We start from the raw sequence: 21,099 nt of genomic DNA, 5'->3' as shown, positions 1-21,099 counted from the left end.
AATAAGGGTGGGATTTGTGGTGGATGGGAGGGCCTCTTCGCGAGCAGGCCCGCTCCCACATTTAATCTGCGGCGTACACAAACTGTGTGTTCAGCCGAAATCCAGTGTGTGGGGCTTGCTCGCCAAAGCGGTCTGACAGGCTCCACCCTCATCAGCCACTAGACGCATATTCAGCCGCAACCCTGCCCCACTGTTCTCAGCCCACAGACGCCCGCCCTGGCGCTGCACCGCATTCCTCGCGATGCTCAAACCCAGCCCGAATCCACCGTCCCCCGGCCGCGAACCGTCGAGCCGGATGAACGGCGAGAAGATCCGTTCAAGCGCCTCGTCAGCCACCCCACCGCCCTCGTCCTCCAGCCAAAGGTGCCAGAAGTCGCCATCGCGCCGACCGCCGAGCGTCACAACACTGTCCTTCGGTGAATGACGAATGGCATTGCGCAGAATGTTTTCCAGCGCCTGAGCCAGGGTATTGAGATGACCCCGCACCCAGCAGGACTCATCCACCGCACAGTGCAATTGACTCGCCGGCCAGCCACTTTCATAGCAGGCGTTTTCCGTGAGCATGTCCCACAACGCCTGGACCTGGATCGCTTCGTCAGGCAACGGCGCGCGCTCGGTGTCGAGCCACGCCAGTTGCAGGGTGTCCTCGACCAGACGCTGCATGCCGTCGACTTCGCGGCCAATGCGTTCGCGCAATTGACCCAGCTCCTGCTCGCTTTCGCTGGCCACCCGCAGCCGGCTCAGCGGCGTGCGCATTTCGTGGGACAGGTCGCGCAGCAATTGCTGTTGCAGCACAACCGTGCTTTGCAGGCGCTCAGCCATGTGATCGAAGGCCCTGCCCAGTTCGCCCAACTCATCCGGGCGATTGGTGGTGCGGCTCGACAAGCACACAGTCAGCTGGTCAGCGCGCCAGGTATTGGCCTGTTCGCGCAGGCTGTTCAGCGGGACCACCAGCAATCGATACAGCCCCACACACACCAGCAGTGTGAGCAACCCGGGAATCACCCCATTGGTGATCACCCGCCAGAACACCCGGTAGCGCCCGGGCATGAAACGCTGAGGCAGTTCGATCACCAGACTGCCGGCGGCCGGGTCGTTGGGGAATGGGATTTTCAGCCAGGGCAGGCCGTTGTTACGACGACTCACCGGCCAGTCCAGGCCGCGCAAAAAGGTCAGTCGCTGAACTTCCTTTTCCGTCAGCGGATAACTGCTCAGGGATTGCAAGTCGCCGCCGATGACACCGACCCACGTCGTCTCGTGATGGCCGACACGACGCAACCAGGCATCGACGCCCATACTCTGCCGTTCACTCCACGCTTGCTCCGCCTCGGCGGCGTAGCGCATCAGGCTGCCCCGGGCCTCGTCGGACAGGAACAGGTTCTGCTTTTCCATGTAGCGGCCCCAGGACCAGCTCAACCAGATCATCAGCAGACAGAACGCCACCAACAAACAAGCCAGCTTCCAGAACAGTGAATGCCTGCCCGGTACGTCAGACCATTTCATCGGCCGCACTCAATACATACCCCTTGCCCCAAACGGTACGCACTTCGCGCTCGGTGTAGCCGATGGCCTTGAGTTTGCGGCGGATCTGGCTGATGTGCATGTCGAGGCTGCGATCATGGGCGGCGTAACCGCGTTGCAGGACTTGCTGATAAAGGAAGGCTTTGCTCAGCACTTCATCGCCGTTGCGATTGAGCGTTTCCAGCAATCGGTACTCGCTGCGGGTCAGGCCGGCGGCGTGTTCGCCGAAGGACACCTCGCAGAGTTCGTCGTCGAAACGCAGGCTGCCCACCGAAGGCGCAACCGGTGCGGGCACCGGTCGGCGATCGAGCGCCACACGCCGCAGGATCGCTTCGATGCGCACCCGCAACTCGGCGATGCTGAAGGGTTTGGGCAAGTAATCGTCGGCCCCGAGGCGAAAGCCACTGATGCGATCCGCCTCGGCCCCCAGCGCCGACATCAGCACCACCGGCGTGGAGTGGCTCTGGCGCAATTGGGTCAGCACCGCCAGGCCATCGAGCCCCGGCAGCAGGATATCCATCAGCACCACATCGAAGGCTTGTTGGCGCGCAATGGCCAGACCTTCCCGCCCGTTCTGGCACCAGGTCACCTGAAAACCGCAGCGCCCCAGATGCTCATGAACATAAGCACCGAGCACCAGATCGTCTTCGATGGAGAGAATTCGGGGATGGCCAACAGAGATGGGAGTCATAAGTATCTGCAAATAATTCTCAGTTGCCGATTATTCAAGATTGCCTCGCCAGGGGCAACTCAAGGTTTGCCCCCCCCGCGACCAAAGCGCTGAAGTGGCCGACGAATGACGACATCAATTTTACGAAGATTGCCCGCATGCAAATCGCTACACTGCGCAGGTGGCGCGTGCCGGACGCATGTGCAGGTCAATAAACAGCTGGATGCAGGAGAGTTGCGTGCTCAAGAAACTGGGAATTAAAGGCCGCGTGCTGTTGCTGACCCTGTTGCCGACCACCCTGATGGCGCTGGTCCTGGGCGGCTATTTCACCTGGATGCAGCTATCGGACTTGCAAGCCCAACTCATGCAGCGCGGCGAAATGATCGCCGAACAGCTGGCGCCATTGGTGGCCCCCGCCATGGGCCGCAAAGACAACGAGCTGCTGGAGCGCATCGCCACCCACTCCCTGGAGCAAACCGATGTGCGCGCGGTGACCTTCCTCGCCCCCGACCGCACGACGCTGGCCCATGCCGGCCCGACCATGCTCAATCAGGCGCCCTTGGGCAACGGTTCGCAGCTGCTGCGCCGCAGTGGCAATGACGCCACGCGTTACCTGCTGCCGGTGTTCGGCAAGCACCGCAACCTGGCTGGCGACCTGATCCCCGGTGAAGCCGACCGCCTGCTGGGCTGGGTCGAACTCGAACTGTCCCACAGCGGCATGTTGCTGCGCGGTTACCGCAGCCTGTTCGCCAGCCTGCTGTTGATCGGAGGGGGCCTGGCCGGTGCGGCGCTATTGGCGTTGCGCATGGGCCGGACCATCAACCGGCCGCTGAGCCAGATCAAACAAGCCGTGGCGCAGCTCAAGGACGGTCACCTGGAAACCCGTCTGCCGCCCCTCGGCAGCCAGGAGCTGGATGAACTGGCGTCCGGCATCAACCGCATGGCCGGCACCCTGCAGAACGCTCAGGAAGAATTGCAGAACAGCGTCGACCAGGCCACCGAAGACGTGCGTCAGAACCTGGAAACCATCGAAATCCAGAACATCGAGCTGGACCTGGCGCGCAAGGAAGCCCTGGAGGCGAGCCGGATCAAATCCGAATTCCTGGCCAACATGAGCCATGAAATCCGCACGCCGCTCAACGGCATTCTCGGCTTCACGCATTTGCTGCAAAAAAGCGAGTTGACCCCGCGTCAGCTCGATTACCTGGGCACCATCGAAAAATCCGCCGACAGCCTGCTGGGGATCATCAACGAGATTCTCGACTTCTCGAAAATCGAGGCCGGCAAACTGGTGCTCGACCATATTCCGTTCAACCTGCGCGACCTGCTGCAAGACACCTTGACCATCCTCGCCCCGGCCGCCCACGCCAAAGAGCTTGAGCTGGTGAGCCTGGTTTATCGCGATACGCCACTGTCGCTGGTGGGCGATCCGCTGCGACTCAAGCAGATCCTCACCAACCTTGTGAGCAATGCGATCAAGTTCACCCGCGAAGGCACCATCGTCGCCCGGGCGATGCTCGAAGAAGAGCATGAAGACAGCGTGCAACTGCGCATCAGTATTCAAGACACCGGCATCGGTCTGTCCAATCAGGACGTGCGCGCCTTGTTCCAGGCCTTCAGCCAGGCTGATAACTCGCTGTCCCGGCAACCTGGCGGCACTGGCCTGGGGCTGGTGATTTCCAAACGCTTGATCGAGCAGATGGGCGGCGAGATCGGCGTCGACAGCACACCGGGCGAAGGCTCGGAATTCTGGATCAGCCTGAGCCTGCCCAAAACCCGCGACGACGCCGAAGACCTGCCCGGCCCACCGCTGCTGGGGCATCGGGTGGCGGTCCTGGAAAACCATGAACTGGCCCGTCAGGCATTGCAGCATCAACTGGAAGACTGCGGCTTGGCCGTCACGCCGTTCAACACCCTGGAAAGCCTGGCCAATGGCGTGACCGGCGCCCATCAGACTGATCAGGCGATCGGCCTGGCGGTGCTCGGCATCACCAGCAACGACATGCCACCGGAGCGCCTCAACCAGCATATCTGGGACCTCGAACACCTGGGTTGCAAAGTGTTGGTGCTGTGCCCGACCACCGAACTGACGCTGTTCCACCTCTCGGTGCCCAACCCCCACAGCCAGCTCCAGTCCAAACCGGCCTGCACCCGCAAATTGCGCCGGGCCCTGTCCGATCTGGTCAACCCGCGCCAGCAACGCAGCGACCCCGGCGAGCCGGTCTCCAGTCGCGCGCCGAAGGTCCTTTGCGTGGACGACAACCCGGCCAACCTGCTGTTGGTGCAAACCCTGCTCGAGGACATGGGCGCCAAGGTGCTCGCGGTGGAAAGCGGTTACGCCGCGGTCAAGGCCGTGCAGAACGAGACCTTCGACCTGGTGTTGATGGACGTGCAGATGCCCGGAATGGATGGCCGTCAAAGCACCGAAGCCATCCGCCAGTGGGAAAGCGAACGGCATTGCACGCCACTGCCGATCGTTGCCCTTACCGCCCACGCGATGGCCAACGAAAAACGCGCGTTGCTGCAAAGCGGCATGGATGACTACCTGACCAAACCCATCAGCGAACGGCAACTGGCGCAAGTGGTGTTGAAATGGACCGGCCTGGCGTTGCGTAATCTGGGGCCGGAGCGCTCCAGCGACCGCCATAACGGAAATGAGTTGCAGGTGCTCGATCACGAAGAAGGCCTGCGCCTGGCGGCCGGCAAGGCCGATCTGGCGGCGGACATGCTGGCAATGTTGCTGGCCTCCCTGGAAGGCGACCGCGAGGCCATCCGCGTCGCCCGTGAAGCCAACGACCAGAATGCCCTGATCGAGCGGGTCCATCGCCTGCATGGGGCAACCCGTTATTGCGGCGTACCGCAACTGCGCGCCGCCTGCCAGCGCAGTGAAACCCTGCTCAAGCAACAAGACCCGAAAGCCCCCGGCGCGCTGGAAGAACTCGAACGAGCCATCAATCGCCTCGCGGCCCACGCGCGCATCAATGCCTGATGCAGCGCAATAACGCCGAGCGCCCTGAACGCTAAACTCAACGCCTGTAGCAGCTGCCGAAGACTGCTACGGGGTTTGAGACTTCCAGGAGGACAGCATGCGCACGATTCTTTTCAGCAGCCAGACCTACGACCGCGACAGTTTTCTTGCCGCCGACCTGCCCGCCGGCATCGAGCTGCAGTTCCAGTCGGCCCGGCTGAGTCTCGACACGGCGGCACTGGCCGAACATCACGAAGTGGTCTGCGCCTTCATCAATGATGACCTCAGCGCCCCGGTGCTCGAACGCCTGGCAGCAGGCGGCACGCGCCTGATCGCCCTGCGCTCGGCCGGTTACAACCATGTCGACCTGACAGCGGCGAAGCGCCTGGGATTGCTGATCGTGCGGGTCCCGGCCTACTCGCCTCATGCCGTGGCCGAACATGCGGTGGCGTTGATCCTGGCGCTCAACCGTCGTCTGCACCGTGCCTACAACCGCACGCGAGAAGGCGACTTCAGCCTGCACGGGTTGACCGGTTTCGACCTGGTGGGCAAGACCGTCGGCGTGGTCGGCACCGGGCAGATCGGCGCGACCTTCGCGAACATCATGCACGGCTTCGGCTGTCGGTTGCTGGCCCATGACCCTTATCCGAACCCGCAGGTCGAAGCCCTCGGCGCGCGCTACCTGAGCCTGCCGCAACTGCTGGCCGAGTCGCAGATCATCAGCCTGCACTGCCCGCTCAACGAGCAGAGCAAACACTTGATCAACCGCGAGTCACTGGCGCACATGCAGCCCGGCGCAATGCTGATCAACACCGGGCGCGGCGGTCTGGTCGACACGCCGGCGCTGATCGACGCGTTGAAAAACGGCCAGTTGGGTTATCTGGGGCTGGACGTGTATGAAGAGGAGGCGCAACTGTTCTTCGAGGATCGCTCCGACCTGCCGCTGCAAGACGATGTGCTGGCGCGCCTGCTGACCTTTCCGAACGTGATCGTCACCGCGCACCAGGCCTTCCTGACCCGCGAAGCCCTGGGCGCGATTGCCGCGATCACCCTGCAAAACATCGCGGCCTGGGCGGCAGGTTTGCCACAGAACCAGGTCGAGAGCTGATCGGCTCAGGCCTTGGACAAAATAATCATCAGCGCCAACCAGCCGAAGCCGATCAAGCGCTGCCCAAGGGAATGTCCGCGACGCAGCAGGAACCAGACAAAAAACGGCGGCAGAAAGAAAATCATGAGTTTCAGCCAGAGTTCCACGGGACGCGGCCCATTGAGCACCGGTGCCGGAACCTCGGCCTGAACTTCGGTCTTTCGTTTACGCCCGAACGCGGCCGGGGTTACCCGAGGCACACTCTCATTGCTCGGTAAATGCCCGAAAGAAAGCGGTGCTTCCACAGGCGCTGCCGTCGAAGTGGCCGCTTGCACCGTTGCCGCAGGTGCACCGCAATGAATGCAAGCAGGCGCCGTGGAGCTGATGCGCTGCTTGCATTCATAACATTCGATTAAGGCCATTTCCATTCCTTAGAGATGCAAAAGCGGCAGTGTGCCATGAGTTGGCGAGTCATTTGAACCAGATCGAAGGTCACATGCCCGCGCTATGCTGCGTTCAAGCCCGTGCTAGCATATCGCGCATATTTGGAGGACCCATGGTCGAACACGATTTCCGCTACAGCCTGATGAACCCGCAACACACCCTCACCGAATGCCGCGCCCTCGTGCCGGGGCGTTATCAAGTCACCGGCAACGGCGGCTCGATTCGTAATAACGACGTGCTGGTAGTGACCCTCAAAGGCAGCAAGGACTTGTCCATGCGCCTGACCGTCGAAACGGTTCGCCACCTGATCAACCCGCCCGGCCAATGGGTCGCGGTGGCCAGTGGTCCGGTGTTCGGCGAATTGGCGATTCACACCTGGCAAGTCAACTGCGACAGCTGCGCCAAAGAACTGAGCTTTGAGTTCGCGGTCGACGCCAAGCTGGGCAACAAGGCCGAAAAACCGGCTGCCACCGCGCGAATTGCCGAATTGGGCTGGACCACTGCCTCCGAGAAGCACCTGTGCCCGAAATGCCAGGAGCCTGCGTGATGAAACGCCTTGCTCTGACCACGATGGTCGGTGCCAGCCTGCTGGGCTGCGCCGCCGAGCCGGTAAAGTTGCAACAGAACCGCAGTTACATTCTGGAATGGATCGGCGAACGTCCGCTGATGGACTACAGCCACCTGACCATCACCCTCGATGAAGACGGTCGGGCTTATGGCAATGGTGGCTGCAACCACTGGTTCGCGCCGTATTCCCTGGAAGGCGAAAAGCTGAGCTTCGGCAAGATCGGCAGCACCCGTAAACTCTGTGCGCCGGCGCTGATGGAGCAGGAAAAACGCTTCCTGCAGGTGTTGGAAAACGTCCAGCGCTGGGACGTCTCGCCGATCGATCAGATGCGCTTTTGGCCAGCAGAAGGCAAGCCGTTGCGTTGGTGGCTTGAAGAGGGTTGATTACTCTCGGTTGTAGCCAAGTGAATGACTGTGGCGAGGGAGCTTGCTCCCGCTCGGCTGCGTAGCAGTCGTAAACCGGTCCATACGGTCTGTCTGAAGAACCGAGGTAACGTGTTTTAGGGCTGCTTCGCAGCCCAGCGGGAGCAAGCTCCCTCGCCACAGGTCGGTGCTCGATCAGTTGGTCGCCTGCAACGCCTCAAGCTTCGCCATCACCCCCGCCGCCGTCTGCTCGCCCATCAACTGTTCCCGCACCTTGCCCTTGTCATCGATGATGTAAGTCACCGGCAGCGCTTCACTGCGCGGCAATTCGAAAAGGTCGGCCGGGTCCTGGGCCAATACAGTGAACTTGATCCCCAGTTTCTCACTGGCGCTTTTCAACTCTTCGCCCTGCACATTGTCGAAGTTGACCCCGAACACACCGATCTTCTTGCCCTTGAGCTGCTCGGCCAGCACGTTCAGCTCCGGGATTTCGGTACGGCACGGGCCGCACCATTCAGCCCAGTAATTGAGCACCAGCCATTGTTTATCCAGACGTTCGGCGGCGATTTTGTGACCGTTCTGGTCGGTCCCATAGTCGTTGCCGCAGCCCCCCAGCAATAACGCCCCCAAGATCGCCAATGCCGCTGCCAGTCGCCTTGTCATGTCTCGATCCTTGTCAAAAATAGAATGCACCTGCGACCCATCGCCTCCCAAGGTTCTGGATTACGCGCCGCACAGTTAGAATAGCCGCCACCTTACGCAAGATGCGACCCGCACATGACCGATCTGACGCTTTATCACAACCCGCGCTGCTCGAAATCCCGCGGTGCGCTCGAACTGCTCGAAGCCCGTGGCCTGGCCCCAACGGTGGTCCGCTACCTGGAAACGCCGCTGGACGCCGCGCAAATCCAGAGCCTGCTGAGCAAGCTCGGCATCAGCGCCCGACAACTGCTGCGCACCGGCGAGGAGGAGTACAAAACCCTCAACCTGGCCGACAGCGGTTTGAGCGAGGCGCAATTGATCGCCGCCATCGCCGCGCACCCCAAACTCATGGAGCGCCCGATTCTCGAAGTCGGCGACAAAGCCATCATCGGCCGTCCGCCGGAGAATGTGCTGGAGTTGCTGCCGTGAGCGCGCCGTACATTCTGGTGCTGTATTACAGCCGCAGCGGCTCGACCAATGAAATGGCCCGACAGATTGCCCGTGGCGTCGAGCAGGCCGGCCTTGAAGCCCGGTTGCGCACGGTGCCGGCGATCTCCACTGAATGCGAAGCCGTGGCGCCGGACATTCCCGATGAAGGCGCGCTGTACGCCAGCCTCGACGATTTGAAGAACTGCGCCGGCCTGGCCCTGGGCAGCCCGACCCGCTTCGGCAACATGGCCGCTCCGCTCAAGTACTTCCTCGACGGCACCAGCAACCTGTGGCTGACCGGCGCCCTGGTGGGCAAACCGGCCGGGGTCTTCACCTCGACCGCGAGCCTGCACGGCGGCCAGGAAACCACCCTGCTGTCGATGATGCTGCCGTTGCTGCACCACGGCATGTTGATCACCGGCCTGCCCTACAGCGAATCCGCGCTGCTGGAAACCCGCGGCGGCGGCACGCCGTATGGCGCCAGCCATCACGCCGGGGCCGATGGCAAAAGCGGTTTGAATGAACATGAAGTCGCGCTATGCCGGGCTTTGGGTCTGCGGCTGGCGAAAACCGCGCAGAAGCTGGAGAGCCACAGTGGCTAAGAAGCCTAAGATTCTGCCTTCCATCGAATGGCTCGAACCGCGAGTCAGAGCGATGCGCGTCATCAGCCTGCTGTGCTTTTTCGGGCTGGCGGGGCTGCTTTGCGCCTACTACCTGGTGTTCGCCGACCTGCATGGCGCGCGGCCGTGGGTGATTCTGCTGATCGAACTGGTGCCGTTGCTGTTACTGGCGCCGGGGATGATTGTCGGCAGCGCTCGTGGGCATTCGTGGATGTGTTTTGTGGTGAACCTGTATTTCATCAAGGGCGCACTGGCCGCGTATGACCCGAACCGGCAGCTGTTCGGTTTGCTGGAGATGGGCGCAAGCCTGGCGGTGTTCTGCTCGGCGTTGCTGTATGTGCGGTGGCGGTTTCAGTTGAACCGCAAGTTGGCGGGGGAAGGCGGGATTTGCGCAGCCTGACACACCGCTATCGCGAGCAGGCTCGCTCCCACAGGGGATTTGTGAACGACACCAATCCAATGTGGGAGCGAGCCTGCTCGCGATGCGGGCGACTCGGTCTTAATGATTGACGGTATACGCCAGCATCATCGAAATCTGGCTCATCGGCCGTCCACCGCTCTCTTCATGCCACTGGTTGAACGTATTCTGCACTGTGGCCAGATCCCGCAAACTGCTCGGCACCTTGTCGACGATCTGCTGCGCACTCAGCGCCGCGACCACGTCGTAGCTCGGCACGAAGGTGTCCTTGCCGACCATTCGCAAGAATCGCGGCGCCGACAAACCGCCCAATTGATGGCCGTGTTTTTTCAGGTAGGTCCATAAACCGACGATATCGGTCACCGGCCACTCGGCGATCAAGGCACCAAAACTGCCTTTCTCATGGGCGACATCCAGAATGAACTGCGCATTGCGCGGCACGCTCTTGAGCTTGCCCAGGTGGCGGATGATCCGCGCGTCCTGCATCAAGCGCTCCAGATGTTCGGCGCTCATCAACACGACTTTTTCCGGGTCGAATTTGAAGAACACTTCTTCGAACGCCGGCCACTTGGCATCCACCAGGCTGTGCTTGAGCCCGGCGCGGAATACCCGCAACGCCATGGTCGAGAGGTAGCGGTCGTCGCTGATCTTGCGCAATTGCGCCGGGGTCTTGGGGACGGGCAGATGGGCTTCCAGTTCAGCCGCCGAACCGAAGCGGTTCAAGCAGTACTCGTTCAGCCACTTGTAGTCGCGCATGCCCTCTCCTGAGGAATGAAGCGAAAAACCAACTGTGGGAGCGAGCCTGCTCGCGATGGCGCCGTATCAGTCAACACTGATGTGTCTGACAGAACGCTATCGCGAGCAGGCTCGCTCCCACACTATTTGTGTCAGAGATTGACCACGTTGACGAAGCGCGAAGCCGCCGTTTCGTCGATCTTGAGGCTGGTGAAGTCGAACAGGTTGCGGTCCGCCAGTTGCGACGGGATCACGTTCTGCAAGCTGCGGAAAATGCTTTCGGTACGGCCCGGGGTCTTGCGTTCCCACTCCTGCAACATCTCCTTGACCACCTGGCGTTGCAGGTTTTCCTGGGAGCCGCAGAGGTTGCACGGGATGATCGGGAATTGCTTGAGGTCCGAGTAGGCCTGGATGTCTTTTTCGTTGCAGTACGCCAGCGGACGGATCACCACGTTGCGCCCGTCGTCGGCGCGCAGTTTCGGCGGCATGGCCTTGAGCGAACCGTTGAAGAACATGTTCAGGAAGAACGTCTCGACGATGTCGTCGCGGTGGTGACCGAGGGCCATTTTGGTCGCGCCGATTTCATCGGCAAAGGTATAGAGGGTGCCGCGACGCAGGCGCGAGCACAGCGAGCAGGTGGTTTTTCCCTCAGGAATAAGCTCCTTGACCACCGAGTAGGTGTCTTTCTCGACGATGTGGTACTCGATGCCCAGTTCTTTGAGGTAAGCCGGCAGCACATGCTCAGGGAAGCCCGGTTGCTTCTGGTCCATGTTCACGGCGACGATCTCGAACTTGATCGGGGCGACCTTCTGCAAATGCATCAGCACGTCGAGCATGGTGTAGCTATCCTTGCCACCGGACAGGCAGACCATGACCTTGTCGCCGTCTTCAATCATGTTGAAATCGGCGACAGCCTCACCGGCCTGGCGGCGAAGGCGCTTTTGCAGTTTGTTCTGGTTGACCGTAAGAGTGCCCATGACGCGAAATCCGTGAGGTGTGACGAAAGGCCGGCATTTTACGCAAAAACCCTGGCGGGGCGAAGCCTGCGCTTTATATGACTTGAGCATACCCCTGTGGCGAGGGAGCTTGCTCCCTCGCCACAGGATTCATTCGGCACAGACCCGGCGGCGATTAACAAGATTGTTTACAGCGCGATTTGCTCTAAAGCCCTCGCACTATTGCCAGTAACTCCTTTCTATACTGCGACATAAGGTCGCGCACGTATTCAGACCTGTACTTACCTGGCCACTTTGGCCCGTAAGCGCTCCGCTGGGGGGCGATGGCAACAACAAGAGGAGTGACTGGCATGATCCATCACGTAGTGGGGCTTTTCACCCACCCTGACCAGGAATGGAAGGAAATCCGTGGCGACCAGGAGGAAAGCATCAGCCACATGTACCTGACGCACACCCTGATTCTGGCGGCGATCCCCGCCGTCTCCGCGTTTATCGGCACCACGCAGGTCGGCTGGGTCATTGGTAGTCGAGCGCCGGTGATGCTGACCATGGAAAGCGCGCTGTGGATGACCATCATGTCGTACGTGGCGATGCTCGGCGGCGTCGCGGTGATGGGCGCCTTCATTCACTGGATGGCGCGCACCTATGACGCCAACCCAAACCTGGCACGCTGTGTCGCGTTCGCCACGTACACCGCGACCCCACTGTTCGTCGGCGGCCTGGCGGCGCTGTATCCGCACCTGTGGCTGGGGATGATCGTCGGCACCGCGGCCGTCTGTTACACGGTGTACCTGCTGTATGTAGGCTTGCCGACCTTCATGAACATTCCGTCGGACGAGGGATTTCTGTTTTCAAGTTCGATACTCGCCGTCGGACTGGTGGTGCTGGTGGCCATCATGGCGTTCACCGTGATTGTCTGGGGCCTGGGCGTGGGACCGGTCTATACGAATTAGCAACACATCGGCCAAAAACAGGACTTGCCAATACAGGCCGCCGCAAGGCGGCCTTCTAGCGCTTAAGAATAGAGCGTGGCGACGACCATTCGGCCCCTCGGCGATTCGCAAGTCCTCAGGGTTGCGGCATACTCGACGCCTCTGGAGATCCATCAAGCATGCCCGAGCAACTCAATACCCGCGTCGAAGACTGTTTCCTGCAAGCCGAATCCTTTTTCAAACGACCTTTCAAACGCCCCGTGGTAAGCCTCAAGCTGCGCGGGCAAAAAGCCGGTGTCGCGCATCTGCACGAGAACCTGCTGCGTTTCAACCCGCAGCTGTACCGGGAAAACACCGAAGACTTCCTCAAACAGACCGTGGCGCATGAAGTCGCGCACCTGATCGCCCATCAACTGTTCGGCGACCGCATCCAGCCTCACGGCGAAGAGTGGCAACTGATCATGCGCGGCGTCTACGAACTGCCGCCCAACCGCTGCCATACCTATGACGTCAAACGCCGCAGCGTGACCCGCTACATCTACAAATGCCCGTGCCCCGACAGCGATTTCCCGTTTTCGGCCCAGCGTCATGGTTTGGTGAGACAGGGGCGGCGGTATCTGTGCCGGCGTTGTCGCAGTACGTTGGTGTTCAGTGGCGAGATGCGGGTCGAATAACCCCATGATCGTTCCCATGCTCCGCGTGGGAATGCATCCCGTGACGCTCTGCGTCACAGTGGACGCGGAGCGTCCATGGCGGCATTCCCACGCGGAGCGTGGGAACGATCAATCAGCTCACTACTTTCGCCATACGCAACTCTTCGATGCGCTGCGCACTAAACCCCAACTCCCCCAACACCTGATCGGTATGCTCACCCAAGCCCGCCCCGATATGCCGCGGCTCAGGCAACCCATCCGAAAATTTCAACGGACAAGCCATCTGCGCCTGAGTCGTTCCATCGCCCCTCGGCACTTCAACCACTAATTCCCGTGCCTTCAACTGCGGATGCCGCACCGCTTCGCCCAGGCTCAACACCGGTTCGACGCACGCATCGACCCCGGCAAACAGCTCACACAACGTGGCAAAGTCGTATTTTTCGAATTCAACTTTCAACGCTTCCTTGAGCACCTGTTGCCGGGCCGGTTCGGGTGACAGCCCCTGAGCTGCCAATTCCGGCCGGCCCAGCGCCGTGCAAAGTTGCTGCATGAACGCCGGCTCCAGGCTGCCCACTGACAACCAGCGCCCATCGCGTGAACGGTAGTAGTCGTAGAAGCTGCCACCATTGAGCATCTGCTCTTCCCTGCCCGGCGCCACACCACAGGCCAGGTATCCGGCACCGGCCATGGCATTCAGGCTGAAAGCGCAATCGGTCATGCTTACATCCAGATGCTGCCCCTGCCCTGTCTGCTGCCGCGCGATCACCGCCGCCAGCAGGCCGATCACCCCGTGCAGCGAGCCACCCGCGACATCCGCCACCTGCATGCCCAATGGCAACGGGCCGCCGTCGGCACGGCCGGTGTAGCTCGCCAGGCCCGCCAACGCCAGGTAGTTGATGTCGTGCCCGGCGCGATCCTTGTAGGGGCCGGTCTGACCATAACCGGTGATCGACACATAAATCAGCTTCGGGTTGATCGCCTTCAAGGCTTCATAGCCCAAACCCAGCCGGTCCATCACGCCGGGACGAAACTGCTCCAGCACGATGTCGTAATCCTGCAGCAATCGCTTGATCACCTCCAGCGCCTCGGGCTGCTTGAGGTCCAGGGCCAGGCTGCGCTTGTTGCGATTGAGGTACGCGTGGCTGGCCGACACGCCTTGATCGTGCGGCGGCAATACTCGCAGCAGGTCCATGCGGGTCGGCGATTCGATGCGCAACACCTCGGCGCCCATGTCTGCCAGCAGCAACGAGGCGAACGGCCCCGGCAACAGTGTCGAGAAATCCAGAACCTTGAGTGATGCCAGTGGACCGAGCATAAGCGTTCTCCCGTGCGATTCCCCAAGCCTAGGCAGCCGAGGACATTGCAGCAATCACCTGATGCGTCAGTGGCAGTGACCGTTGCGCTCAAATTGCAGGCATGAAAAAACCCGCCGAAGCGGGTTTTTTCATGCAGCCAGAGTGCTTACTTGACGCTGGCCGGGGCCGGGCCTTCAGCCACGCCCAGGTCGTCTACTTCGCGCTCGTCGGAGATACCGCGACCGCCGGAAGCCAGTTCGACTTGCAGCTTGTCTTCGTCCAGCTCTTTCACCCACTTGGCGACCACGAGGGTGGCCACGGCGTTACCCACAAGGTTGGTCAGCGCACGGGCTTCGGACATGAAGCGGTCGATACCGAGGATCAGCGCCAGGCCAGCCACCGGCAGAGTGCCCACGGCCGACAGGGTGGCTGCCAGCACGATGAAACCACTACCGGTCACACCCGCCGCACCTTTGGAGGACAACAGCAGCACCAGCAGCAAGGTGATCTGGTGAGTGAGGTCCATCGGGGTATCAGTCGCCTGAGCGATGAACACAGCCGCCATGGTCAGGTAGATCGAAGTACCGTCGAGGTTGAACGAGTAGCCAGTCGGGATCACCAGACCCACAACCGATTTATCCGCACCCAGGCGTTCCATCTTGATCAGCATGCGTGGCAGAGCCGATTCCGACGAGGAAGTGCCCAGTACGATCAGCAGTTCTTCACGGATGTAGCGAACCAGTTTCAGCACGCTGAAGCCGTGTGCGCGGCAGATCGCACCCAACACCACGACGACGAATACGATGCAGGTGATGTAGAAGCAGATCATCAGCTGACCGAGTTGCACCAGCGAACCGACACCGTAGGCGCCGATGGTGAAGGCCATCGCACCGAACGCGCCGACTGGAGCGAGCTTCATGATCATGTTGATGATGTTGAACATCACGTGAGCGAAGCGATCGATGAAGTCCAGCACCGGTTTGCCGTAGGCACCCAGGCGATGCAGGGCGAAACCGAAGATCACCGAGAACATCAGCACTTGCAGGATGTCGCCGTTGGCGAACGCGCCGACGATGGTGTTCGGGATTACATTGAGGACAAAGGCAATGATGCTCTGGTCTTTGCCGGCCGAGATGAAGCCAGCGATTTTGCTGGTGTCCAGGGTCGTCACGTCGATGTGCATGCCGGCGCCCGGTTGCACAACGTTGACCACGACCAGACCGATCAGCAAGGCAATGGTGGAGACGATTTCGAAGTACAGCAGCGCATAGCCGCCGGTCTTGCCGACCGATTTCATGTTCTGCATGCCGGCGATGCCGCTGACAACGGTACAGAAGATGATCGGTGCGATGACCATTTTGATCAGTTTGATGAACCCGTCACCCAGCGGCTTGAGGGCTACACCGGTCTGCGGGTAGAAGTGACCGAGCAGGATGCCGATAGCGATGGCAACGATCACCTGGAAGTACAGGGATTTATACAGTGGCTGACGAGTCGTCATTGCAAAGTTCCTCAAGAGTGCCTCAGTAACAACATCCAACTGTTGCCCCTGACACCTCATTTGCGAACCCTCCTGCACTGGAGGGATTTGTTTTGTCGAGCTGCGCGATGGCAGACCTCTGCGACTTGTATCGCAAGCCCCGTGCCACCTTCGAAAAAAACCCTGCCAGCCTCGTGACATCAAGGGTTACAGGTTTTTTTGGGTCACTGACCCGCTACATCGATGTGGCGGATTTCCGCCCATCAGCCAAACCTCGTCCTGCAATTTGGCGGATATCCGCCTTGTTGATTCTCGACAGGCACCGCTACCATCCATTGCTCAGTGGACGGACCTGCCCTCTATGCGCGAACGCACCATCGCCAGCCATTTCGCCCGTGCCGCCCTCGGTGGCGCGCGTCGGCGTGGCTATGACTATTCGAGTCTTTTACTGCAACAGGGGATCAGCCCCGAGTTGCTCGAGGAGCCGCGCGCCCGAATCGCACCTGAGCAATTCGCCCGATTGATCCAGGCACTGTGGCTGACCCTGGACGACGAATACCTGGGCTTCGGGCAGGCACCGAGCAAACCCGGCAGCTTCGCGATGATGTGCCACGCGGTGATCCACTGCCGCACGCTGGAGAAAGCGCTCAATCGCGGCCTATTGTTCTACAGCCTGTTCCCCGGCGCGCCGCGTCTGACGCTGAGCCGCGAAGGCGACAGGGTTCGCCTGAGCCTGGACGATTCGCCGCTGTGGGACCCGGACCATTTCCTCAGCGAAAGCCTGTTGGTGATCTGGCATCGGTTCGGCAGCTGGCTGATTGGCCAGCGCATTCGTCTGGAGCAGGCGACGTTCAGCTACCCGAGACCCGAACACGGGGCCGAATACGATTTGCTGTTTTCTTGCCCGCTGAGCTTTTCCACCGTAAAGAGCACGACGGCGCAGAGCAGTCTGTTATTTCACAGTCGCTACCTGAACATGCCGCTGTTGCAGGACGAACGAACCCTCAAGCACTTTCTCGAGCGCTCCCCCGCCGACCTGTTATCGCGCCCCGACGAAGGCGACAGCCTGAGCAGCCAGTTGCGGCGCTTGCTCAGCCGCGACAGTGCGCGCTGGCCGGACCTGGAAGCGGTGGCCGCGCACCTGCACATCAGCCCGCAAACCTTGCGTCGGCATTTGCGCGAAGAAGGCACGAGTTTTCAGGAGTTGAAGGACCAGTTGCGGCGGGATATTGCGATTTATCACCTGGGGCGCGCGGATCTGTCGTTGCAACAGATTGCCGAGCAGCTGGGGTTTTCCGAGCCGTCGGCGTTTCACCGGGCGTTCAAGAAGTGGACGGGGTTGACGCCGGGAGCCTATCGCGCTCAGGAGAGTTGAGTTCTAGCGCTATTTTTTTGATCGTTCCCACGCGCAGCAAAGGAATGCAGCCCGGGACGCTCCGCGTCCCATCTAGAGCCGAACGCGGAGCGTCCGTTGAGGCATTCCCACGCAGAGCGTGGGAACGATCGGTTACAGGTTTTTCGCTAGCCTTGTGGATCGTAGTTATCCAGCACCCGATTGACTGCCAACTCACCCAGCATGACCACCTGTTGAATCCCCAACATCATGTTGCGATGGGGTATGTCCATCAACCCGGCGAACTCACTGAGCATCACGCTCGCTGACGCCAGGGATTCGCAGGCGTTGACCAGCAGGGTCTCGTTATCGACCTCGGCGCCGACATGGTAGATGGTGCTGGGTTTGCGCGGAGTTTCTTTGGGAATGACCGGTTTGAGGTAGTAATCGAGGGCGCGGTCGGCGGCTTCGTTGAGTTTTTTGGAGTCGGGGGTTTCGTACGGAGAAACGTCGTCGGTTTCCGGTGGGTTGGGCGTGATCTTGAACATGTGAAGCTCCGTGGTTGGTTGAGCCGCCACGACCTATCGCTAAACAAGTAAAGGTGGCGGCTGTACGCAGGTTAGCGATCCGGGTCACAGAAACCCCGGGTAGACTCGAAGGTCTCCCACGCACAGCCACCATTACGCGAATTGCAGGCAATAAGAACTGCAAGCAAAACTTGGGCGCTTTTGCGTCTGTGTATGGGATCGGATCGCTAAACCCGATCGCTGATTCGTCAGCGACCGGCAAACGATAGAGCCCACACCCCAGGCGCACAAGCCGGCGGATTCTGGCGTAGTCGTAGGCAGCGGCGCAAGGATGTGTAGCCTGAGTGAGTGTCTGGAGATGTGTTTTAAACACCGCTGTTAAAGATCGTTCCCACGCTCTGCGTGGGAATGCCTCAATGGACACTCCGCGTCCGCTTCGGCAGGGACGCGGAGCGTCCCGGGCTGCATTCCCACGCGGAGCGTGGGAACGATCGGTGACAGGGGTCAAACCACCGGAAAATGAATCCGGAACGCCGCCCCGCCCATCGGCGAATCCCCCAGTGTCAGCTTGGCGCTGTAGCTTTCGATGATGTCCTTGACCACCGCCAACCCGATTCCCTGCCCCGGATGCTGGCGATCCAGCCGCTCGCCCCGCTGCAGAATCCGTGCACGCTGATCCGGTGGCACGCCCGGCCCGTCATCTTCGACGCAGAGTTCAATGCCACTGAGGGTTTCGCGCACGCTGATACGTACTTCGCTCAGGCACAGGCGATAGGCGTTTTCCAGCAGGTTGCCCATCATTTCCAGCAAGGCGCCTTGCTCGATCGGCACGTAGCACGGCTCCGGCAGGTCGAACGCGACACGCACACGTTTGTCGCGGTAGACCTTGTCCAGCGTGTCGCAGAGGCTTTGCAGCACCGGGCGCAGGCGCACCTGATGGCGCACCAGGCCACTTTTGCGCAGGCTGGCGCGTTGCAGTTGATAGCCGATCTGCTGGCTCATGCGTTCGATCTGGGTTTGCAGCACCCAGGCCTGATCGCGCTCTTGCGGCTTTTGCGCCATGTCTTCGCTGACCCCTTGCAACACCGCCAACGGGGTTTTCAGGCTGTGGGCCAAGTCGTCGAGGGAGTCGCGATAACGGCTGCGCTGTTCACGCTCGCTGTGCAGCAAGCGGTTGAGCGAGCCGGTCAGGCGCAGCAGTTCCCGAGGGTGCTCTTCACTCAGGCTTTCACGCGTACCGCCCTCGATCTGGTCCAACTCCTGGCTCAGCCGGCGCAACGCCTGCAAACCCCAGGTCAGGCCGATCCACAGCAAGGCGAGCAACACCAGTAACGCCGCGCCGAAGCCAAGGTAGAGGTTTTCCCGCAGGCCTTCGAGGGTGATTTCGTATTCGCGCACCGGTTGCAGCGCGACGATGCTGAACGCCGCGCTTTTGCCGCCCAGCAGTTTGACCTCGACGTCATAAACGAAGAACTCTTCACCATTGGCCTCGCGAATCCTCGCGAACTCGTTACCGCGCCCGTCGTAACGCGGCTTGTAGTTGATGTTCTCTTCCTGGGTGGCCTTCGAACGCCACACCAGATGACCTTCGCGGTTATAGATGTAGCCAAGCAAACGGCTGTCGGTGAGGTTGAAGCGCTCATCGGGCAACTGCGCCGGCATCTGCAAGCTGTTGTTGTCCACCCGGGCAGCGGAGATCAGCGTGGTGACGTCCGACGCCAGGCGCTGTTCGATGGAATCCTGCAACGCCAGGCTGAACGCGCCCTGCATCGCCGGCAGCAACGCCAGCATGAACAACACCGCCAGGGTCGTGGCGGCGAGCATCAAACGGACACGGAGGGAACGAATCAAGTGCAGCGCTCATTGAACAGGTAGCCGAGGCCACGCACGGTATCGATTGGTTTGAAGCCAGCCGGGCCTTCGAGTTTGCGGCGCAGGCGGCCGACCAGCACTTCGATCACATTCGGATCGCGCTCGTCGTCATCCGGGTAGAGCTGCTCCATCAAACGGTCCTTGGCCACCACTTGCTGGTGATGCCGCATCAGGTACTCGAGGATCCGGTATTCGTAGGCGGTCAGTGCCAGCGGTTGTTCATCGAGGGACGCCTGTTTGCGGTTGAGGTCCAGCAGCAAGGGACCGGCGACGATGGTCGACTGGGTGAAGCCGCTGGAGCGGCGCAGCAAGGCATTGAGCCGGGCGTCCAGCTCTTCGAACTGGAACGGCTTGACCACGTAGTCATCGGCGCCGGCGGCGAGGCCTTCGACCTTGTCTTGCCAGTTGCCGCGCGCGGTGAGGATCAGAATCGGAAAGGTTTTGCCTTGGGAACGCAACTGACGAATCAGGTCGAGCCCGCCCATGCCCGGCAAACCGAGGTCGATCACCGCCAGGTCATGGTTGAACTGCCCGGCCTGATACAACGCCTCCTCGGCATTGGCCACGGACTCGACCACGTGGCCGCTGTCCGTCAGGCGGGTTTGCAGGTGATGGCGCAACAGCGCTTCATCTTCGACGACCAGCAATTTCATAACGCTCTCCTGGGCAAATCAAAATCTCCAAAGACAACCTCGATGGCTGACAGGGCGATGCCAGTCAATTAAGCCGCGGAACCTGTGGGAGCGGGCTTGCCCGCGATGACGGCAGCACATTCACCATCGATGTGTCAGACAGATCGCTATCGCGGGCAAGCCCGCTCCCACAGGAATTGCGTTTAACTGACTGGCGCATACCCTCGCGAAACGCTTTTTAGAAAGCGTAGTTGGCGGACAGGTACGTCTGGGCGCTGCTGGTCAAATCCAGCGAACCCTGTTTGCTGCCGCCGCGCTCGCTCATCTCGGTGCTGGCATTGCTGCGCAGGTAACGGTAACCCAGCTCGACCGAGGTGTTTTGCGAAACTTGCTGCAATACACCGACCTGGCCACCGATGGCGTAACCGATGTCGCTGTCGCGGCTGAAGCCTGGCGATTCCTGGGTCATTTTGGTCAAACCAGCGGTGGCACCGCCGAACAGTCTGGTGCTGCCACCCACCGGGTAAAACAAATCGTAGCTGCCCAGCAGGTTTTCCTGACGCAGTTTAATGCCATTATGCGAACCCGACACGTTGTCGTAAGTGGCGTAGTAGCGGCCCTGGCTGTCTTGCTGGCCCACACGCAAGCCCCAGGTGTTGTCCTTGCCGATCACACCATCGGTGTTCGGATGGTTGAGGTTGTCGTTCAGGGCGTTGGATTTTTTAACCTTGTCGCTGGTCTGGCCAAAGGTCAGGCCGGCGAAATTGGTGGTGTCGGCGTGGGCGGCAACACTGGCGCCCATCACGGTGAAAGCCAGCAGCAGTTTTTTCAAAGTAGTCATTGGGGAATTTCCTCATGCGCTATGTGCTTTTTGGGTACGGGGCAAGGTTACTGA

General features: G+C 60.7%; 22 protein-coding genes. 10 read left to right on the top strand and 12 right to left on the bottom strand.

Translation table 11 applies throughout. The annotated features are described in order from the left end of the window. Nucleotides 1-90: 90 nt before the first annotated feature. Nucleotides 91-1,503: a sensor histidine kinase gene (locus LOY38_RS08020; protein ID WP_258699544.1), complete on the bottom strand. Its 1,413-nt coding sequence runs from the start codon at nucleotides 1,501-1,503 to the stop codon at nucleotides 91-93. Next, complete coding sequence (locus tag LOY38_RS08015; RefSeq protein ID WP_258699543.1) at nucleotides 1,490-2,212, bottom strand: response regulator transcription factor; 723 nt, start codon at nucleotides 2,210-2,212, stop codon at nucleotides 1,490-1,492. The genes LOY38_RS08020 and LOY38_RS08015 overlap by 14 nt, the downstream gene beginning before the upstream one ends. A gap of 217 nt (nucleotides 2,213-2,429) precedes the next feature. Between LOY38_RS08015 and LOY38_RS08010 the strand changes: the two genes are divergently transcribed. After that, nucleotides 2,430-5,180, top strand: a complete 2,751-nt coding sequence (locus LOY38_RS08010) for a response regulator (RefSeq protein ID WP_258699542.1) — start codon at nucleotides 2,430-2,432, stop codon at nucleotides 5,178-5,180. Between the two features lie 97 nt (nucleotides 5,181-5,277). Further along, nucleotides 5,278-6,267 carry a 2-hydroxyacid dehydrogenase gene (locus tag LOY38_RS08005; RefSeq protein WP_258699541.1) on the top strand — a complete coding sequence of 330 codons (990 nt, stop codon included), beginning with the start codon at nucleotides 5,278-5,280 and terminating at the stop codon, nucleotides 6,265-6,267. A gap of 5 nt (nucleotides 6,268-6,272) precedes the next feature. On the opposite strand, the gene LOY38_RS08000 is transcribed toward LOY38_RS08005, so the two are convergent. After that, nucleotides 6,273-6,668 carry a hypothetical protein gene (locus LOY38_RS08000; RefSeq protein ID WP_258699540.1) on the bottom strand — a complete coding sequence of 132 codons (396 nt, stop codon included), beginning with the start codon at nucleotides 6,666-6,668 and terminating at the stop codon, nucleotides 6,273-6,275. Between the two features lie 134 nt (nucleotides 6,669-6,802). Here LOY38_RS08000 and LOY38_RS07995 point away from each other — a divergent pair, with 134 nt between their 5' ends. Both LOY38_RS07995 and LOY38_RS07990 read left to right on the top strand, forming a co-directional pair. Further along, nucleotides 6,803-7,237, top strand: coding sequence for a hypothetical protein (locus LOY38_RS07995; protein WP_258699539.1), 435 nt, complete (start codon nucleotides 6,803-6,805; stop codon nucleotides 7,235-7,237). Then, nucleotides 7,237-7,641 carry an META domain-containing protein gene (locus LOY38_RS07990; RefSeq protein ID WP_258699538.1) on the top strand — a complete coding sequence of 135 codons (405 nt, stop codon included), beginning with the start codon at nucleotides 7,237-7,239 and terminating at the stop codon, nucleotides 7,639-7,641. Before LOY38_RS07995 ends, LOY38_RS07990 begins: the two co-directional genes overlap by 1 nt. Before the next feature lie 174 nt (nucleotides 7,642-7,815). Here LOY38_RS07990 and LOY38_RS07985 read toward each other — a convergent pair whose 3' ends face one another. Continuing rightward, entirely contained in the window at nucleotides 7,816-8,283 is a 468-nt protein-coding gene (locus LOY38_RS07985; protein WP_258699537.1) for a TlpA disulfide reductase family protein, read from the bottom strand. A 114-nt stretch (nucleotides 8,284-8,397) separates the two neighbouring features. Between LOY38_RS07985 and arsC the strand changes: the two genes are divergently transcribed. The 3 genes from arsC to LOY38_RS07970 are packed head-to-tail and all read left to right on the top strand — an operon-like array spanning nucleotide 8,398 to nucleotide 9,771. Then, nucleotides 8,398-8,751 carry an arsenate reductase (glutaredoxin) gene (gene arsC, locus LOY38_RS07980; protein WP_258699536.1) on the top strand — a complete coding sequence of 118 codons (354 nt, stop codon included), beginning with the start codon at nucleotides 8,398-8,400 and terminating at the stop codon, nucleotides 8,749-8,751. Further along, the gene (gene wrbA, locus LOY38_RS07975; RefSeq protein WP_258699535.1) at nucleotides 8,748-9,353 is read left to right on the top strand and encodes an NAD(P)H:quinone oxidoreductase; all 606 of its coding nucleotides are present in this window, start codon (nucleotides 8,748-8,750) and stop codon (nucleotides 9,351-9,353) included. The genes arsC and wrbA overlap by 4 nt, the downstream gene beginning before the upstream one ends. After that, a complete protein-coding gene (locus LOY38_RS07970) occupies nucleotides 9,346-9,771 on the top strand; it encodes a DUF2069 domain-containing protein (protein WP_258699534.1) in 426 nt (141 codons plus the stop codon). The genes wrbA and LOY38_RS07970 overlap by 8 nt, the downstream gene beginning before the upstream one ends. Before the next feature lie 99 nt (nucleotides 9,772-9,870). On the opposite strand, the gene LOY38_RS07965 is transcribed toward LOY38_RS07970, so the two are convergent. Then, complete coding sequence (locus LOY38_RS07965; RefSeq protein WP_258699533.1) at nucleotides 9,871-10,545, bottom strand: DNA-3-methyladenine glycosylase I; 675 nt, start codon at nucleotides 10,543-10,545, stop codon at nucleotides 9,871-9,873. 131 nt (nucleotides 10,546-10,676) lie between these two features. Then, nucleotides 10,677-11,501, bottom strand: coding sequence for a tRNA 2-thiocytidine(32) synthetase TtcA (ttcA, locus tag LOY38_RS07960; protein ID WP_258699532.1), 825 nt, complete (start codon nucleotides 11,499-11,501; stop codon nucleotides 10,677-10,679). A 329-nt stretch (nucleotides 11,502-11,830) separates the two neighbouring features. Here ttcA and LOY38_RS07955 point away from each other — a divergent pair, with 329 nt between their 5' ends. Beyond that, entirely contained in the window at nucleotides 11,831-12,433 is a 603-nt protein-coding gene (locus LOY38_RS07955) for a Yip1 family protein (protein WP_258699531.1), read from the top strand. A gap of 158 nt (nucleotides 12,434-12,591) precedes the next feature. Beyond that, the gene (locus tag LOY38_RS07950) at nucleotides 12,592-13,086 is read left to right on the top strand and encodes a SprT family zinc-dependent metalloprotease (RefSeq protein WP_095051660.1); all 495 of its coding nucleotides are present in this window, start codon (nucleotides 12,592-12,594) and stop codon (nucleotides 13,084-13,086) included. A 112-nt stretch (nucleotides 13,087-13,198) separates the two neighbouring features. Here the strand turns inward: LOY38_RS07950 and LOY38_RS07945 are convergent, their stop codons facing one another. Continuing rightward, entirely contained in the window at nucleotides 13,199-14,380 is a 1,182-nt protein-coding gene (locus tag LOY38_RS07945; protein ID WP_258699530.1) for a CaiB/BaiF CoA-transferase family protein, read from the bottom strand. A 146-nt stretch (nucleotides 14,381-14,526) separates the two neighbouring features. Continuing rightward, nucleotides 14,527-15,861 (bottom strand): dicarboxylate/amino acid:cation symporter, encoded by a 1,335-nt coding sequence (locus tag LOY38_RS07940; RefSeq protein ID WP_258699529.1) that lies wholly within the window; start codon nucleotides 15,859-15,861, stop codon nucleotides 14,527-14,529. A gap of 340 nt (nucleotides 15,862-16,201) precedes the next feature. On the opposite strand from LOY38_RS07940, the gene LOY38_RS07935 reads away from it, so the two are divergent. Further along, nucleotides 16,202-17,215, top strand: a complete 1,014-nt coding sequence (locus LOY38_RS07935; protein WP_258699528.1) for an AraC family transcriptional regulator — start codon at nucleotides 16,202-16,204, stop codon at nucleotides 17,213-17,215. 146 nt (nucleotides 17,216-17,361) lie between these two features. On the opposite strand, the gene LOY38_RS07930 is transcribed toward LOY38_RS07935, so the two are convergent. The 4 genes from LOY38_RS07930 to LOY38_RS07915 form a co-directional block, all read right to left on the bottom strand. Continuing rightward, complete coding sequence (locus tag LOY38_RS07930) at nucleotides 17,362-17,721, bottom strand: DUF6124 family protein (protein ID WP_258699527.1); 360 nt, start codon at nucleotides 17,719-17,721, stop codon at nucleotides 17,362-17,364. Between the two features lie 483 nt (nucleotides 17,722-18,204). After that, nucleotides 18,205-19,551 (bottom strand): ATP-binding protein, encoded by a 1,347-nt coding sequence (locus LOY38_RS07925; RefSeq protein WP_258699526.1) that lies wholly within the window; start codon nucleotides 19,549-19,551, stop codon nucleotides 18,205-18,207. After that, complete coding sequence (locus tag LOY38_RS07920) at nucleotides 19,548-20,225, bottom strand: response regulator (protein ID WP_030131106.1); 678 nt, start codon at nucleotides 20,223-20,225, stop codon at nucleotides 19,548-19,550. Before LOY38_RS07920 ends, LOY38_RS07925 begins: the two co-directional genes overlap by 4 nt. Before the next feature lie 217 nt (nucleotides 20,226-20,442). Next, the gene (locus LOY38_RS07915; protein ID WP_258699525.1) at nucleotides 20,443-21,045 is read right to left on the bottom strand and encodes a porin family protein; all 603 of its coding nucleotides are present in this window, start codon (nucleotides 21,043-21,045) and stop codon (nucleotides 20,443-20,445) included. Nucleotides 21,046-21,099: the final 54 nt, after the last annotated feature.

Origin of the sequence: Pseudomonas sp. B21-015 (assembly GCF_024749285.1) — a bacterium.
Lineage (GTDB): Bacteria > Pseudomonadota > Gammaproteobacteria > Pseudomonadales > Pseudomonadaceae > Aquipseudomonas.
This window is presented reverse-complemented; position numbering and strand designations above follow the sequence as displayed.